20 protein-coding genes and 1 tRNA gene are annotated in these 15,392 nt (G+C 67.8%); 7 read left to right on the forward strand and 14 right to left on the reverse strand.

Translation table 11 applies throughout. The features are described 5' to 3' along the window. Positions 1-54: 54 nt before the first annotated feature. The 4 genes from JX613_RS10325 to JX613_RS10340 are packed head-to-tail and all read left to right on the forward strand — an operon-like array spanning position 55 to position 3,789. Complete coding sequence (locus JX613_RS10325) at positions 55-612, forward strand: oligopeptide/dipeptide ABC transporter ATP-binding protein (RefSeq protein ID WP_207101380.1); 558 nt, start codon at positions 55-57, stop codon at positions 610-612. Then, complete coding sequence (locus tag JX613_RS10330) at positions 609-2,000, forward strand: M20 family metallopeptidase (RefSeq protein ID WP_207101381.1); 1,392 nt, start codon at positions 609-611, stop codon at positions 1,998-2,000. The genes JX613_RS10325 and JX613_RS10330 overlap by 4 nt, the downstream gene beginning before the upstream one ends. Further along, the gene (locus JX613_RS10335; protein WP_207101382.1) at positions 2,000-3,109 is read left to right on the forward strand and encodes an aminotransferase class V-fold PLP-dependent enzyme; all 1,110 of its coding nucleotides are present in this window, start codon (positions 2,000-2,002) and stop codon (positions 3,107-3,109) included. Before JX613_RS10330 ends, JX613_RS10335 begins: the two co-directional genes overlap by 1 nt. Further along, a complete protein-coding gene (locus JX613_RS10340; protein ID WP_207101383.1) occupies positions 3,106-3,789 on the forward strand; it encodes a GntR family transcriptional regulator in 684 nt (227 codons plus the stop codon). The genes JX613_RS10335 and JX613_RS10340 overlap by 4 nt, the downstream gene beginning before the upstream one ends. Here JX613_RS10340 and JX613_RS10345 read toward each other — a convergent pair. Together JX613_RS10345 and JX613_RS10350 are read right to left on the reverse strand one after the other, a co-directional pair. Further along, the gene (locus tag JX613_RS10345) at positions 3,786-4,460 is read right to left on the reverse strand and encodes an amino acid ABC transporter permease (RefSeq protein WP_207101384.1); all 675 of its coding nucleotides are present in this window, start codon (positions 4,458-4,460) and stop codon (positions 3,786-3,788) included. The two genes, JX613_RS10340 and JX613_RS10345, sit on opposite strands and share 4 nt — an antisense overlap. Positions 4,461-4,486: 26 nt before the next feature. Beyond that, a complete protein-coding gene (locus tag JX613_RS10350; protein WP_207101385.1) occupies positions 4,487-5,071 on the reverse strand; it encodes an ABC transporter substrate-binding protein in 585 nt (194 codons plus the stop codon). A 111-nt stretch (positions 5,072-5,182) separates the two neighbouring features. On the opposite strand from JX613_RS10350, the gene JX613_RS10355 reads away from it, so the two are divergent. Beyond that, positions 5,183-5,665: a MarR family winged helix-turn-helix transcriptional regulator gene (locus JX613_RS10355; protein WP_419538829.1), complete on the forward strand. Its 483-nt coding sequence runs from the start codon at positions 5,183-5,185 to the stop codon at positions 5,663-5,665. A 29-nt stretch (positions 5,666-5,694) separates the two neighbouring features. Here the strand turns inward: JX613_RS10355 and JX613_RS10360 are convergent, their stop codons facing one another. Genes JX613_RS10360 through JX613_RS10390 form a run of 7 tightly spaced genes read right to left on the reverse strand, consistent with a single transcriptional unit; the run spans position 5,695 to position 11,564 of the window. Further along, entirely contained in the window at positions 5,695-6,483 is a 789-nt protein-coding gene (locus JX613_RS10360; RefSeq protein WP_207101386.1) for an SDR family NAD(P)-dependent oxidoreductase, read from the reverse strand. Continuing rightward, on the reverse strand, positions 6,480-7,319 hold the full coding sequence (locus tag JX613_RS10365; protein WP_207101387.1) for a fumarylacetoacetate hydrolase family protein: 840 nt from the start codon (positions 7,317-7,319) through the stop codon (positions 6,480-6,482). Before JX613_RS10365 ends, JX613_RS10360 begins: the two co-directional genes overlap by 4 nt. Positions 7,320-7,328: 9 nt before the next feature. Continuing rightward, on the reverse strand, positions 7,329-7,751 hold the full coding sequence (locus tag JX613_RS10370; RefSeq protein WP_207101388.1) for a cupin domain-containing protein: 423 nt from the start codon (positions 7,749-7,751) through the stop codon (positions 7,329-7,331). Positions 7,752-7,776: 25 nt separating this feature from the next. Then, positions 7,777-8,151 (reverse strand): hotdog domain-containing protein, encoded by a 375-nt coding sequence (locus tag JX613_RS10375; protein WP_207101389.1) that lies wholly within the window; start codon positions 8,149-8,151, stop codon positions 7,777-7,779. Continuing rightward, positions 8,144-8,572 carry a RidA family protein gene (locus JX613_RS10380; protein WP_237168494.1) on the reverse strand — a complete coding sequence of 143 codons (429 nt, stop codon included), beginning with the start codon at positions 8,570-8,572 and terminating at the stop codon, positions 8,144-8,146. The genes JX613_RS10375 and JX613_RS10380 overlap by 8 nt, the downstream gene beginning before the upstream one ends. Continuing rightward, positions 8,569-9,291, reverse strand: a complete 723-nt coding sequence (locus JX613_RS10385) for an SDR family NAD(P)-dependent oxidoreductase (RefSeq protein WP_207101390.1) — start codon at positions 9,289-9,291, stop codon at positions 8,569-8,571. Before JX613_RS10385 ends, JX613_RS10380 begins: the two co-directional genes overlap by 4 nt. After that, on the reverse strand, positions 9,288-11,564 hold the full coding sequence (locus JX613_RS10390; protein ID WP_207101391.1) for a bifunctional salicylyl-CoA 5-hydroxylase/oxidoreductase: 2,277 nt from the start codon (positions 11,562-11,564) through the stop codon (positions 9,288-9,290). Before JX613_RS10390 ends, JX613_RS10385 begins: the two co-directional genes overlap by 4 nt. 188 nt (positions 11,565-11,752) lie before the next feature. Between JX613_RS10390 and JX613_RS10395 the strand changes: the two genes are divergently transcribed. Next, positions 11,753-12,172 (forward strand): acyl-CoA thioesterase, encoded by a 420-nt coding sequence (locus JX613_RS10395; protein ID WP_207101392.1) that lies wholly within the window; start codon positions 11,753-11,755, stop codon positions 12,170-12,172. On the opposite strand, the gene JX613_RS10400 is transcribed toward JX613_RS10395, so the two are convergent. From JX613_RS10400 to JX613_RS10420, 5 genes are read right to left on the reverse strand one after another with little or no spacing between them, the layout of a single operon-like run. After that, the gene (locus JX613_RS10400) at positions 12,145-12,798 is read right to left on the reverse strand and encodes an N-acetylmuramoyl-L-alanine amidase (RefSeq protein WP_336512291.1); all 654 of its coding nucleotides are present in this window, start codon (positions 12,796-12,798) and stop codon (positions 12,145-12,147) included. The genes JX613_RS10395 and JX613_RS10400 overlap by 28 nt on opposite strands. Beyond that, positions 12,795-13,250, reverse strand: a complete 456-nt coding sequence (locus JX613_RS10405; RefSeq protein ID WP_207101393.1) for a hypothetical protein — start codon at positions 13,248-13,250, stop codon at positions 12,795-12,797. Before JX613_RS10405 ends, JX613_RS10400 begins: the two co-directional genes overlap by 4 nt. A 31-nt stretch (positions 13,251-13,281) precedes the next feature. After that, entirely contained in the window at positions 13,282-14,760 is a 1,479-nt protein-coding gene (gatA, locus tag JX613_RS10410; protein ID WP_207101394.1) for an Asp-tRNA(Asn)/Glu-tRNA(Gln) amidotransferase subunit GatA, read from the reverse strand. Further along, positions 14,757-15,044: an Asp-tRNA(Asn)/Glu-tRNA(Gln) amidotransferase subunit GatC gene (gene gatC, locus JX613_RS10415; RefSeq protein ID WP_207101395.1), complete on the reverse strand. Its 288-nt coding sequence runs from the start codon at positions 15,042-15,044 to the stop codon at positions 14,757-14,759. Before gatC ends, gatA begins: the two co-directional genes overlap by 4 nt. A 25-nt stretch (positions 15,045-15,069) precedes the next feature. Beyond that, positions 15,070-15,237, reverse strand: a complete 168-nt coding sequence (locus JX613_RS10420; RefSeq protein ID WP_207101396.1) for a hypothetical protein — start codon at positions 15,235-15,237, stop codon at positions 15,070-15,072. 2 nt (positions 15,238-15,239) lie between these two features. Here JX613_RS10420 and JX613_RS10425 point away from each other — a divergent pair. Then, positions 15,240-15,314: transfer RNA gene (locus JX613_RS10425), tRNA-Glu, on the forward strand. Positions 15,315-15,392: the final 78 nt, after the last annotated feature.

Genomic DNA, 15,392 nt, shown 5'->3' on the forward strand with positions numbered 1-15,392 from the left:
CCTGGGCGGACGACACCACCCTGGATGTGACCCTTTGTGAGGGTGTCAAGTTCCATGCCCGCACGCTTTGCCGAACGTTACCCCAAGGAACTGTCGGGCGGGCAGCGCCGGCGCGTCGCCATCGCCCGCGCCCTGGTGATGAGCCCCGACCTGATCATCTGCGACGAGCCGACCTCGGCCCTTGACGCATCCGTGCAAAGCCAGATCCTGAACCTGCTGATGGATTTGAAGCGCGACCTGGGGCTGACCTATGTGTTCATCTCGCATAACCTGTCGGTGGTCGAACACCTGGTCGATCAGGTGGCCGTGATGTATGGGGGCCAGGTGGTCGAACTGGGCAGCACCGCGCAGGTCTTCGAGGCGCCCCGGCATCCCTATACCCGCGCGCTGCTGGCTTCGGCGCTGACCGTCGCGCCGGGGCTTGGCGTGCCCGATATCGGCCTGGGCACCGCCTTCCCGAACCCGCTGGCGATCCCGCCCGGCTGTTCCTTCCAGCCCCGCTGCCCGCGCGCCTTCGACCTGTGTTCGCGGGTGCGCGCGCAGCCCGTCGATGTGGCCTTCGGCGGCGCCGCCTGCCATCTGGCCGCAGAACCCCTGAGAGGTGCCGCATGAGCCTTGACCTTGCCCCGACCCGCGACGCCGTCATCGCCGCCGCGCTTGAGATTCTGGACTCGGGCCGCTTCCAGGCGGATCTGGCGCGGCGTGTCGCCATGCCCACCGTCTCGCGCGAGGAGGCGCACAAGCCTGATCTGCAAGCCTATATTGATCAAGAGTTGGTCCCGGTCCTCGACCGCCTGGGCTTTGCCCTGCGGCACTTCCGCCGCGACGCCGCCCCCGGCGCCTTCCTGCTGGCGACCCGGATCGAGGATCCCGCGCTGCCCACCGTGCTGATGTATGGCCACGGCGACGTGGTGACCGGCGTGCCGGAACAATGGTCGCCCGGCCTTTCGCCGTTCCGGATGACCGAACGCGACAGCCGCTGGTATGGCCGCGGCACCGCCGACAACAAGGGCCAGCATTCCATGAACCTGGCCGCGCTCGAGGCGGTGCTGGCTGTTAACGGCAGCCTGGGCTTCAACCTGAAAGTCCTGATGGAGATGGGCGAGGAATACGGATCCCCCGCCCTGGCCGACCTGGTCGCCGACGAAGCCCAGGCCTTCGCCGCCGACATGCTGATCGCATCCGACGGGCCGCGCATCGGGCTGAACCAGCCGACGATCTTCCTGGGCGCGCGCGGCGGCATGAACATCCACCTCGAGGTCGTGGCCCGCGAAGGCTATCACCATTCCGGCAACTGGGGCGGCTTGCTGGCCAATCCGGGCGTGGAACTGGCCCATGCCATCGCCGCGCTGATCGGGCCGACCGGCGAATGCCTGGTGCCCGAACTGACCCCTGGCACCATCCCCGACGATGTGCGCGCCGCGCTGTCGCGCTGCACCATCGAGACCGCGCCGGGCGATCCCGACCTGGACCCCTGGTGGGGCGCCCCCGGCCTGACCCAGGCCGAGCGCGTCTATGGCTGGTCCACGCTGGAGGTGATGGAGATCGAGGTCGGCAATATCGCCAAGCCGCTCTACGCCATCCCGCCTTGGGCGCGGGCGCGGCTGCAACTGCGCCATCCAGTCGGCGTCGATACCGATGCCGTCCTGCCCGCCATCCGCGCCAGGCTGGACGCGGCGGGCCTGCAGCGCGTGAAGATCGTGCCCGCCACCGACGCGGCCTTCCCGGCCAGCCGGTCGGCCTTGGACAACGAATGGGTGCGCTTCGTGGCGGCGTCGATGGAACGCACCCTGGGCAAGCCGCCGGTGATCCTGCCGAACCTGGGCGGCTCGCTGCCAAATACCATCTTCACGGATACGCTGGGCCTGCCGACGATCTGGGTGCCGCATTCCTATCCGGGCTGCGGCCAGCACGGCGCCGACGAGCACCTGCCTATCAGCATCGTGCGCGAGGGGCTGGCGATCATGGCGGGCATCTTCTGGGATCTGGGACATCGGTGATGGGTTACTTCCTGTATCATTCCATCGGCACCTTCCCCGGCAAGCAGGCCGCCGTGAACGCCGCCTTGGCCGATTTCACCGCCCATTGGTGCGCCAGCGACGACGGCCAATGGCCCGACGCGATGACGCGGCGCGCGGATTTCATCGCCGCCTGGTCCTGGCTGATCGGCGCGCCCGAAGGTTCCCTGACCCTGGCCGAAAGCGTGACGGCGGCGCTTTATACGCTGATGCGGGGACTGCCGGAACAACGGCTGTCGGGCGGGATGGTGCTGGTCGCGCAGGACTGCTTTCCCAGCCTGCATTTCCTGTTGGCGGAACTGGGCCGCCGCATGGGCTTTGCGCTGCGCACCGTCGCCCCGACCGGGGGCCGCGCCCATGTCACCGACGACGACATGGTGGCGGCCTGGGGGCGCGATGTGCGGCTGGCGCTGCTGACCTGGGTGACATCGACCGCCTCGCACCGCTGCGACCTGGACCGGCTGATCGACCATGGCCGCCGCATGGGCAGCCTGGTCGGCGTGGACGTGACGCAGGGCGTGGGCATCCGGCCCTATGCCGCGAAGGCCGATTTCACGGTCGGATCCTCGCTGAAATGGCTTTGCGGCGTGCCGGGGGCGGGCGTCTTGCAGGTCATGCCGGATCTGCTGGCCGGCTGTTCGCCCGAATTCCGCGGCTGGTGGAGCCAGGCCAACCCCTTTTCCTGGGATCTGGACGCCTTCGCCTTTGCCCCCGATGCCCGGCGCTTCGACAACGGCACGCCCAACGTGCTGCCCGCCATCGCCGGCAAGCCGGGGCTGGATTTCGTGCTGTCCACGGGGGTGGAAACACTGGCCGACCACAACCGCCGCCTGACCGGGTTGCTGCTGGACGGCGCGCAAGACCTGGGCCTGCGCATCGTCTCGCCGCTGGACGAGGCCGCGCGCGGCGGCAGCGTGATGATCGACCTGCCGCAGCCGGGGCTGGTCGATGCGCTGCGCGGGCAGGGCATCTTCGCCGATCAGCGCGGCAGCACCCTGCGCCTGTCGCCCGGCGCGGTGACGACCGCCGCCGACTGCGCCCGGCTTCTGGAAAGCCTGGCCTCGGCCAGGACCAGGGGCGCGGCGTCATGACGCCCCAGCTGAAGCCGATCGGATCGCGCCGCACCATGGCCGGCGAGGTTTACAGCCAGCTTCGCGCCGCCCTGATGGAGGGCGTCTTCGAAACCGGCGACAGCTTTGCCATATCCGACCTGGCGCAACGCTTCGGCACCTCGAACACCCCGGTGCGAGAGGCGCTGCGCCGCCTGACCGACGAGGGTGCGCTGGTCGAGGGCAAGTGGAACTCGGCCACGCTGCCCGCGCTCAGCGCGGCGGGGCATGACCAGCTCTGCAAGGCGCGCAAGGTGATCGAAGGGGGCGCGGCGGAACTGGCGGCGGAGGAGATCACCGCCGCCGAACTGGACCAACTGCGCGACATCTCGCAGCGCCACCAGTCCGCGCTGCTGGACGGCCGGGTCGAGGAGATGCTGGCGGGGAACAAGGATTTCCACTTCACCATCTACCGCGCCGCCCGCAATCCGATCCTGCTGGAGCAGATCGAGAACCTGTGGCTGCGCTCCGGTCCCTATACCCGCTTCCTGTCGGAAAAGATGCGCGACCTGCTGAAAGCCGACGTGACGCTCAGCTATGCGCGCAGCCACGACCACATCGTGGCCGCCTTGGAGGCCCGCGACGGGGCGGCGGCCCGGGCCGCGATGATGGACGACATCGGGGCCGTGCGCGACTGGATGGCGGGCTTTCTCGCGCCCTAGCGCGCATGGGCCCGCGCGAACCGCGCCTCCAGCCAGCCGGTCAGGCGCACCATCGGCCACAGGATCGCCACATAGATCAGCGCCGCGCCCAGCAGCGGCGTGGGGTTGGCGAACAGCGCCTGCGCATCGGTCGCCTGCTTCAGCAGGTCGGACATGGCGACCACGGATGCCAGCGAGGTGTCCTTGATGATCGACACGCAGTTCGACGCGTGGGGCGGGATCACGATGCGCATGGCCTGCGGCAGGATCACCTTGTGCATCATCCGCCAGAAGCCCAGGCCAAGGGCGGCGGACGCCTCGAACTGGCCCTTGGGGACGGCCTGGATGCCCGCGCGCATCACCTCGGCCGTGTAGGCGCCAAGGACCAGCGACAGGGCGATGGCGGCGGCGGCAAAGGACGACAGCACCACGCCCGCGAAGGGCAGCGCGTAATAGATCAGGATCAGCACCACCAGCACCGGCATGGCGCGCATCACGTCGATATAGCCCACGGCCAGCAACCGCAGCGGCCGGGCCGCGAACAGCCGCGTCATGGCCAGGCCCAGGCCAAGCGCGGTGCCCGCGACGATCGCCACCGCCCCCAGCAGCAGCGTCATCCCAAGCCCGCGCAGCAGGATCGGGAAGGCGCGCGCCAGCACGTCGAGATTGAAGAAGATATCAAGCGCGTTCATCGGGTCGGTGCCGGATCAGCCGGGCGTCACCGCGCCGCCGTGGGGATCGGCATCGGCGTCACGGTGAAGCTGTCCGGGGCAGGGGCCACGCCCAGCCATTTTTCATGCAGCGCGGCCATGGTGCCGTCGGTCTTCATCTCCGAGATGGCCGCGTTCACCTGCTCCAGCTTTTCCGACCCCTTCGGCATCATCATGGCGAACTGCTCGCCCGTGACGACCTCGGCCCCGACCTTCAGGCCCTGCATCTGCGTGAAGGCATAGCGCATCCCCACGATGTCGTTCACCGCCGCGTCGATGCGGCCGTTCTGCAGATCGGTCAGCATGTTGGCGGTGCTGTCATAGCTTTTCACGCCCGCATAGCCCAGGGTCGCCTGGTTGTCGCGCAGCCAGCCTTCGCCAAAGGACGTGGCGACGGTGCCGACGGTCTTGTCCTTCAACCCCTCGGGGCCGGTCAGGTCCGAATCCTGCCGCACGCCGATGCCGAGCGCGCCCTGGAAATAGGGCTGCGTGAAGGACTGGCTTTCCAGCCGTTCGTCGGTGACCGTCAGGGACGAAATCACGATATCCGCCCGGCGCGAGGCCGTCGCCACGAACAGCGCCTTGAAGTCCATGCCGCCTTGGGGGGAAGGTTGACATATTCCCGCAACTGTTCAAAAATTATTTTGGGTTCAAAATGATTTTTGATCAAAATTTGTGGGACAGCTTATCAGAGGGGCAGGCAGGTGGAACCGGAACAGATGGATACGGCCCTTTACGCGCAGGGCGACACGGGCGCCGCGCGCCAGCGCCTGCGGCTGTGGCTGCAGATGCTGAAGGCCGTGCGCCATGTGGAAAACGACCTGCGAGAGCGGTTGCGCCAGGGATACGACATGACCCTGCCGCGTTTCGACGTGCTGGCCGCGCTGCTGGCCGCGCCGGACGGGTTGCGCATGACGGAACTGTCGCAGCAGTTGATGGTGTCGAACGGCAATGTCACCGGGATCGTGGACCGGCTGGTCGCCGACGGGCTGGCCGAACGCGAGACGATGGAAAGCGACCGCCGCGCCTTCCGGGTCCGCATCACTGACACGGGCGCGACCCTGATGCGCGAGATGACGGCGCGCCACCTGGAATGGATCGACGAACTGTTGGCCGATGTGACCGAGGCGGACGCGGCGCGCGGCATCTCGATCATGCTGGATATTCGCCACAAGGCGCATCGGTAAGGGCCCGCCGCTGACGGCGGGCCTTTGCGTCACAGGATCCCTGTCTCGCGGGCGACGCGGCGATAGGCGGCGCCTGCGGTGAAGCCGCCGTCGATCACGAAATCCTCGCCTGTGATGAAGGCGGATGCCTCGGAGGCCAGGAACAGCACCAGTTGCGCGACCTCGTCGGCCTCGCCCGCCCGCGCCATGGGGGTGATGCCGATCATCGGCCCCAGATGGGGCGAGTTGCGGTTCAGATCCGTCACGATCAGGCCGGGGCAGATGGCGTTCACGCGGATGCCGCTTTCGGCATATTCCATCGCCGCCGTCCGCGTCAGCCCGCGCAGCGCCCATTTGCTGGCCGTATAGGCCGGGTCGTAATGCCCCGAGAACGCGCTGTTCGACGAGATGTTGACGATGCTGCCCCCTTGGCGCATCGCCGGGGCGGCGGCGCGGATGCCCAGAAAGGCGCCGGTCAGGTTCACGTCGATCACGCGGCGCCATTCGTCGGGCGTCATGTCGCGGATGATCTTGCGGTTGATGATGCCCGCGTTGTTCACCAGCACGTCCAGCCGCCCGGTCCAGTCCAGCGCCGTCTTGACCGCGCCGTCCCAGGCCTCGGCCTCCGTCACGTCCAGGCGCAGGAAGCGGGCCTTGTCGCCCAGGCGTTCGGCCTGGGCCTCGCCCTCGGCCTCCAGCACGTCGCAGATCAGGACATGGGCGCCTGCGGCCACCAGCAGTTCGGCGTGGGCGGCGCCCTGGCCGCGGCCGCCGCCGGTGACGATGGCGGTCTTGCCGGAGAGATCCGACATGGCCCGCAGTTTCTCTTGCGCGTTCATGCCTGCACCATCCGCTGACGTTGCTGCCCAAGGCCCGCCGCGCCCAGGGTGACGACCTGGCCTTCGCGCAGGAAGGTGGGCGGCGTCATGCCGAGGCCCACGCCCGGCGGCGTGCCGGTGGCGATGATGTCGCCGGGCAGCAGCGTCATGAACTGGCTGATATAGCTGACCAGATGCGCCACGCCAAAGATCATCGTGCGCGTGTTGCCGGTCTGGCGGCGCTGGCCGTCCACGTCCAGCCACAGGTCGATGGCCTGGACATCCGCGATCTCGTCCCTGGTGACCAGCCAGGGGCCGATCGGGCCGAAGGTGTCGTGGCTTTTCCCCTTGGTCCACTGCCCGCCGCGTTCGGACTGGAAGCGGCGTTCGCTGACATCGTTGACCAGCAGATAGCCCGCGACATGATCCAGCGCCCGCGCTTCATCGACGTATTTCGCGCGGGTGCCGATGACGATGCCAAGTTCGACCTCCCAATCGGTGCGGTCCGAGCCGCGCGGGATTTCCACGTCGTCGTTCGGCCCGCAGATGGCGCTGACGGCCTTGGCGAACAGCACGGGTTCCGCCGGGGGCTCCTTGCCGGTCTCGCGCGCGTGGTCGGCATAGTTGAGACCGACGCAGAGGAACTTGCCCACCCCCGCGACCGGCGGGCCAAGGCGTTCCGGCCGGACCAGCGGCAGATCGGCAGGGTCCAGCGCGGCGAGGCGGGCCAGCCCCTCGGGCGACAGGGCAGCGCCCGCGATGTCGACGACGTGGGCCGACAGGTCGCGGACTCCGCCATCCGCATCCAGCAGGCCGGGCTTTTCGGCGCCGGGGGCGCCGTAGCGAAGAAGTTTCATGATCGGTCCTTACGCGCGGCGATAGCCCTGAAGCTGGCTGTCCGGCACGTCGTCGAAGTTCGTGACCAGGTTGTCGGGCGTGCGGCAGGTCAGCCAGACCAGCTCGTCGGTGGTGCTCATGTTCACCTCGACATGCTTCATGAAGGGCGGCACGAAGACGAAATCGCCTTCATACATGTCCACGAATTCCTGGTAATCCTCGCCGAAATAGATGCGGCCGTGGCCTTTCAGGACATAGCCGCCGGTCTCGCAATGCTCGTGGTGATGCGGGGGCGAGCGGTGGCCGGGTTCGTTGGAAACCCGCCCGAACCAGATTTTCGTGGCAGGCGTGTGCTGCGGGCTGACGCCCGACTTGCGCACGCAATCGCCCGACTGGGCGGTCTGTTCGCCAAGCTCGCCTGCGCGGGTGACGACGGGGACGACCTTTTCCATGTTTTCTCCTCCTTGGTTGTGAATGTCAGGCGGCCAGCGCGCGGGGACTGCCCGCGTCGTCGACGGCCGCCATGATGAAGCGTGCCGTGGCAATGGGGGTGCGCGCGCCGTCCGGGTCCGCGATGCCCGCCAGCTCCAGCGTGAACGAGGTTCGGCCCCGTCCCGCTTCGCGCGCAAAGACGGCGAAGTCCGACCCCACGGTCAGGGGCGCGTGGAACACCATCTCCTGCACGGCGCGGATCAGGCAGGCGCCCGCCACGGCGCGCCCGGCGCGGCCTGCGGCATGGTCGAACTGTCCCATGATCCAGCCGCCAAAGACGGTGTGGCCTGTCGCCGCGTCGGCGGGGCGGGCGACGGTCAGGATGACCGGGCGGTCGTCGGATGCAGGCCAGTCAGTCATGGGGGATCACCGCCGTCGCCTCGATCTCGATTTTGGCGGCGTCCTCCATCAGGGCCACGACCTGCACCACGGCCATGGCCGGGAAATGGCGGCCGATCACGCGGCGATAGGCGGCGCCGATCTGCTTGAGGTTCGACAGGTATTCCGCCTTGTCGGTGATGTACCAGGTCAGGCGCACCAGATGTTCAGGCCGCGCGCCCGCCGTGTCCAAGACGGCCACGATGTTTCGCAGCGTCTGCTCGAACTGGCCCACCAGATCCATATGCTCGAACTGCTGCTGGCCGTTCCAGCCGATCAGCCCGCCGGTATAGACGACCTTGCCTTCGGCCAGCACGCCGTTCGCATAGCCTTTGGCCTGCACCCAGCCTTCGGGGTTCAGGAAGGAATGCGGAGAGGTGGGGGGATTTTGCAGGTTCATCATGTTTCTCCGCCAGAGATGGAAATTGCCTGGCCCGTGACCATCGCCGATCCGGGCGCGCAGAGCCACAGCACCGCCTCGGCCACGTCTTCGGGGGGGACCAGGCGGTTCATGGGATTGGTCGCGGCCAGCGAGGCACGGGCTTCATCGGGGCTGCGCCCGGTCTTGGCGACGATGGTGTCGATGGACCGCTGCGTCATCTCGGTGTCCAGAAAGCCGGGGCAGATCGCGTTGACGGTGATGCCCTTGCGCGCCACCTCCAGCGCCGCTGACCGGACGAGGCCCAGGACGCCGTGCTTGGCCGCCGCATAGGGCGCGACATAGGCGTAGCCCTTGAGGCTCGCGGTCGAGGCGATGGCGATCACCCGGCCCCAATCGCCCCCCATGGTCCGCAAGGCTTCGCGGATGGTCAGGAAGCTGCCGGTCAGGTTCACGTCGATCATGGCGCGGAACTGGTCCAGCGTGGTGCGGGCCAGGGGCGCGCTGTCGGACGCCCCGGCATTCGCCACCACGATGTCGAAGGGGCCGGTGGCGAACAGCGCCTGCACGGCGGATTCGTCCGTGATGTCGCAGACCTGCGCGCGGATGCCGGGGGGCGGGTCGATGGGACGGCGGCCGCAGACGGTGACCTCGGCCCCCGCATCCGCCAGCCTGCGCGCGATGACCGCGCCCACGCCGGATCCGCCGCCCGTGACCAGCACCCTGCGCCCCGCCAGCGTCATGCCACCGCCCTTGCGCGTTCGGTCAGCGTGTTGGCCTGCCGCCGCCCGCCTTCATAGGGCGCGGGCCAGGCCTGTTCGGTATCGCCCAGTTCCACCGCCGCGTGCAGCGTCCAATAGGGGTCGGCCAGATGCGGGCGGGCCAGCAGCACCAGATCCACGCGCCCTGCCATCAGGATGGAATTGACGTGATCGGGTTCATAGATGTTGCCCGCGACCAGCGTGGGCACGCCCAGGTCGTTGCGGATGCGGTCGCTGAAGGGCGCCTGGAACATGCGGCCATAGACCGGCTGTTCCGCCTTGTCCGTCTGGCCCGAGGACACGTTGATCGCATCGGCCCCTGCATCGTGGAAGGCGCGGGCGACCTGCACGGCATCAGCGGGCGTCACGCCGCCATCCACCCAGTCATGGGCCGAGATGCGCACCGTCATCGGCTTGCCCTGCGGCCAGGCGGCGCGCATGGCGGCAAAGACCTCCAGCGGGAAGCGCAGGCGGTTTTCCAGGCTGCCGCCGTATTCGTCCGTCCGCCGGTTCGTGACGGGCGAGATGAACGAGGCCAGCAGATAGCCGTGCGCCGCGTGCATTTCCACCATGTCGAAGCCCGCGCGGTCGGCGGTTTCCACGGCGGCCACGAACTGCGCCTTGACGGCGTCCATGTCGGCGCGGTCCATGGCCTTCGGCGTCTGGCTTTCCGGCAGATAGGGCAGGGCCGATGCCGCCATCAGCGGCCAGTTCCCCTCGGTCAGCGGCTTGTCGATCCCTTCCCAGGCCAGCCGGGTCGATCCCTTGCGCCCCGCATGGCCGATCTGGGCGCAGATCTTCGCATCCGTTTCGGCATGGACGAAATCGGTCAGGCGGCGCCACGCGGCTTCCTGGTCCGGGCCGATGCAGGGGCAGCCCGGCGTGATCCGGCCTTCCGGCGAAACACACAGCATTTCCGTGAAGACCAGCCCGGCGCCGCCCTTGGCGCGTTCGGCGTAATGGACGAAATGCCAGTCGGTCGGGTGGCCGTCCTTCGCCTTGTACTGCGCCATGGGCGAGACGACGACGCGGTTCGTCAGCCGCATGTCGCGCAACTGGAAGGGCGCGAACATCGGGCGGCGGGTGGACTGGCTGCCCGCCTTGGCCTGGAACCAGGCCTCGGCCCCGGCCAACCATTCGGGATCGCGCAGGCGCAGGTTTTCATGCCCGATCCGCTGGCTGCGGGTCAGCAGGGAATAGGTGAACTGGGTCAGGTCCAGGTCCAGATACCGCTCGACCTCCTCGAACCACTCGGTCGAGTTGCGCGCGGCCGAGGTGACGCGCAGCACCTGCAACTGTCGTTCGGCCTGGTAATCGGCCAGCGCCCGGTCCAGCGGCTTGCCCGCGTTCAGCTCATCCGCCAGGGCGATGGCGCTTTCCATGCCCAGCTTGGTGCCCGAGCCGATCGAGAAATGCGCGGTGGCCGAGGCATCGCCCAAGAGCACCACATTGTCGAAATACCAGTTCTCGCAGGTGACGCGCGGAAAGCGGATCCAGGCAGAGCCGCGGATGTGGTTGGCGTTCGACATCAGGCTGTGGCCGCCCAGGTGGCGGGCGAAGATACGCTCGCACAGCGCCATGCTGTCGGCCTGGGACAGGTTGGCGAAGCCGAAGGCGTCAAACGTCTCGGGCCCGCATTCGACGATGAAGGTCGCGGTGTCGGCGTCGAACTGATAGGCGTGGGCCCAGATCCAGCCGTGTTCGGTCTTTTCGAAGATGAAGGTGAAGGCGTCGTCGAATTTCTGCCGGGTGCCCAGCCAGACGAAATGGTTGCGCCGCATGTCTATCTGCGCGCCGAAGCGGTCGGCATAGGTCTGGCGCGTGCGCGAGTTCAGCCCATCGGCGGCCACCACCAGATCGTGCGAGGCCCGCAGCGCCTCGATGGCCGCCTGGTCCAGATCCGTCTGGAAGCGCAGTTCCACCCCAAGGTCGCGGGCGCGCTGTTGCAGAAGCAGCAGCAGCTTCATTCGCCCGATCCCCGCGAAGCCGTGCCCGCCCGAGGTCATGCTTTCCTCGCCCCGCACGACCTTCACGTCGTCCCAATAGGCGAAGCTGTCGCGGATCATCGTTTCGCTGACGGGATCGTTGCCGGCGAAGTTGTTCATCGTCTCGTCCGACAGCACCACGCCCCAGCCGAAGGTGTCGTCGGGCCGGTTGCGTTCATAGATGGTGATGTCGTGGCTGGCATCCCGCAGCTTCATCGAGATGGCGAAGTAAAGGCCGGCAGGGCCAGCCCCAAGAACGGCGATCTTCATGTCCAGGCTTCCTTGTGTCGATGCGACCGGCGGCAAGTATTTTAGGTATGAAATTATACTGCCCCGAGTCTGTCAAGATCATTCTTCGCAAGGTGGCGGTTGTTGACAGAAGATGCGGGGGCGATATGCTTCAAGCGTAAACCAAACGGCGCTTGCGAACGCCGCAGCCGCCCGCAAAGGACCGCCTCATGCCCTTTACCCTTTCCAAGCCGCTGCGCTTTGGCGATTGCGACCTGACCGGGATCGCCTATCACCCGGCCTATCTGTCGATGCTGGTCGATGTGAACGAGGCGATGTTCGCGTCCTTCGGCGTCACCTGGAAGGAAATCATGTTCGAGCGCAAGCTGGGCCTGCCCACCTTGTCGATGAACATCCTGTTCACCAAGCCCGCCGTCTATGGCGACGTGCTGACCTTCAACGTGCATGTGCGCAACGTGGGCCGGTCCTCGCTGGATCTGGAAACGGTGGTGACGGTCGGCCCGGACGTGATCTGGACCATCCGCCAGAAGATCGTCCTGACCTCGCTGGAAAACCACAAGTCCACGCCCTGGCCCGACGACATCCGCGCGGGGCTGGAGCGTTACCTGGAACCCGTCGCCGCCGAATAGGCCACAAAGGCGGCGGTGCGGCGGTCGGCCTCGGTCTCGGGGCCTTGCGCCCAGGGGCGGAAGCGCAGGCGGAAGGCCGCAAGACGGGTGGCCGGGTCCACGGGCGGATAGCCGATGCGGGTCAGGCTGGTCTGAAGATCCGCGTCCGCGCCCGTGCCGCCGGCCAGCGCCAGCCCCTCGCGGGCCAAGCGCTGCCAGTCGAAGCGCGGGCCGGGGTCGATCTTGCGGCCCGGCGCCATGTCCGAATGGCCGATCACGCCCGCAGGTCCGATGCGCCAGCGCGCCATGATGTCGCGCAGCAGGGCCACCAGCGCATCCATCTGCCGGACCGGGAAGGGGCGGTCGCCGGGATTGGCGATCTCGATCCCGATGGAGCGGGAGTTCACGTCGCAGCAGTCCTGCCACGACCCCGCGCCCGCGTGCCAGGCACGGCGATCCTCGGGCACCAGGGGATCAAGACGGCCATCCTCGTGGATCAGCCAATGGGCGCTGACCTCGGCCACGGGATCGCACAGGCGCGCGCGCGCCTCGGCGGTGTCGGCCATGCCGGTGTAATGCAGGACGACCAGTTCGGGGCGCTGGCCCCGGCGGTCGCCATGGTTGGGACTGGGGAAATCCCCGGTCACAGCGGCGGCTGGTCGCCCGCGCGCATCGAAGGGGGCACGATCACGATCGGCGCGTTCGAATCGCGCACAACGCGCGCGGGGGCGGTGGTCTGGACCGGAACCGCCTGGACGGGCACCGCCCGGACCGGAGCCGCCTGTCCCCGGACCACCGGGACTGCAACAGGCCGTGTGGATGCGGGCTGCACCTTCTTCACCACCCGCACGCGGTTCACGCCCATGGTGGGCGGGACCGGCACCGGGCTGCGTCCGGCGATGTCGGCGCCGGTCGGGGCATAAAAGGGCCGCGCGACCGGAATGGTCTTGGGCGATTCGGCGTTGGTCACCAGGGCTGCCTCGCGTGCGGCGCGATATTCGCCATAGCGGGTGGGCGCGAAATTGTAGTTCGGGTTCCAGCCCAGATGTTCGCCACAGCCGGCAAGCGCCAGCACCGAAAGGATCAGACAGCCGCGCATCGTGCCTCCATGACCTGCCACCGGGCCAAGCCTACCACCAGCGATCCGGCTTTGCCACAAATCCTGCAGCGCGTTCAAGGACAAGCGCGTGGTTGAGCAATTCGCCTTCCTCGAACGGGCGGCCGAACAGTTGCAGGCCCAGGGGCAGGCCCTGCCGGTCCTGGCCCACGGGAACCGCGATGCCCGGCAGGCCGACCAGGTTCAGCGTCACCGTGAACACGTCGTTCAGATACATCTGCACCGGATCGCTGCTGTCCATGGCCCCCAGGCCGAAGGCCGCGGACGGAGTCGTCGGCGCCAGGATCGCGTCGATGCCCTCGGCGAAGGCATTGTCGAAGTCGCGCTTGATCAGCGCGCGGACCTTGCGGGCGCGGTTGTAATAGGCGTCATAGAAGCCCGCCGACAGCACATAGGTGCCGATCATCACCCGGCGCTGCACCTCGGGGCCAAAGCCTTCGGCGCGGGTCTTTTCATACATCTCGGTGATGCCGTCGCCCTGGCCCAGCTTGGCGCGGCGGCCATAGCGCACCCCGTCATAGCGCGCGAGGTTCGACGAGGCCTCGGCCGGCGCGATCACGTAATAGGCGGGCAGGGCGTATTTCGTGTGCGGCAGGCTGATGTCGACGATCTGGGCGCCTGCATCGCGCAGCATGGCCGCGCCCTTGTCCCACAGCGCCTCGATCTCGGGCGGCAGGCCGTCGCGGTATTCGCGCGGGATGCCGATGCGCTTGCCCCGGATGTCGCCGGTCAGCAGGGATTCGTAATCCGGCACGGCCACGTCGGCGCTGGTCGAATCCTGCGGATCGACGGAGGCCATCGCCCCCAGCATGATCGCCGCGTCGCGCACCGTCTTGGTCATCGGCCCGGCCTGGTCCAGGCTGGACGCATAGGCGATCACCCCCCAGCGACTGACCCGGCCATAGGTGGGCTTCAGCCCCACGATGCCGGTGAAGGCCGCGGGCTGGCGGATCGACCCGCCGGTATCGGTCCCGGTCGCCGCCAGGCACAGGTCCGCCGCCACCGCCGCCGCCGACCCGCCCGAGGAACCGCCCGGCGTCAGCTGCCGGTCATCGACCTTCCAGGGGTTCACCGCCGCGCCATAGCAGCTGGATTCGTTGGCCGAACCCATGGCGAATTCGTCCTGGTTCAGCTTGCCCAGCATCACCGCCCCCGCGTTCCACAGGTTCTGCGTCACGGTGGATTCGTATTCCGGGCGGAACCCTTCCAGGATCCGGCTGGCGGCCTGGCTGGGCACGCCCTTCACGCAGAACAGATCCTTGATCCCCAGGGGGATCCCGGTCATCGGCGCCGCGTCCCCGGCCTTGATGCGGGCATCAGCGGCCCGGGCCATGTCGCGCGCCATCTCGGGCGTCTTGTGGACGAATGCGTTCAGCGCGCCCGCCCCCTCGATGGCGGTCAGGCAGGCTTCGGTCAGCTCGACGGCCGTGGTGTCGCCCTTGCGCAGGGCGTCGCGCGCGTCCGCGATGGTCAGGGTGTTCAGGTCGCTCATTCCACCACCTTCGGGACGGCAAAGAAGCCCTCGCGGGCATCGGGGGCGTTGGACAGGATCTTGTCGGCCATCTCGCCGGTGGTCACGACATCCTCGCGCCGCTTGAGCCGCATGGGCGTGACGCCGGTCATGGGTTCCACGCCGGTCACATCGACCTCGGACAGCTGTTCCATGAAATGCAGGATGCCGTTCAGTTCGCGGGCAAGCGCCGGCAGGGCGGCGTCATCGACCGCGATGCGCGCCAGATGCGCGACCTTGCGGGCCTGATCCTCGGTGATCGACATGGCGTTTCCTTTCGTTGGCCGGGGTTTACAGCCCCCGGCGCGCCCCTGCAAGAAGGGCGGCCTTGCGCAGCCCGGGACGTTTGCTGCCTTTGCCGAAAATTTTCTCGGACGGCAGATTTTTCCCCTTGCGCCCCTTCGCGGCTTTGCCTAAACACCGCTCCACGCCGCCGGGAAACACGGGCAGCGTCGACAAGTGGCCCGTTCGTCTATCGGTTAGGACGTCAGGTTTTCAACCTGAAAAGAGGGGTTCGACTCCCCTACGGGCTGCCACAAAATCAAGAAAATCGTTTCTTCTCAACGCTCTTGCAGCAGCTTCTGCTGGCCTGTCCGGTGGGTTGGCCAAGTCGC

Origin of the sequence: Paracoccus shandongensis, assembly GCF_017315735.1 — a bacterium.
Taxonomy (GTDB): Bacteria; Pseudomonadota; Alphaproteobacteria; order Rhodobacterales; family Rhodobacteraceae; genus Paracoccus; species Paracoccus shandongensis.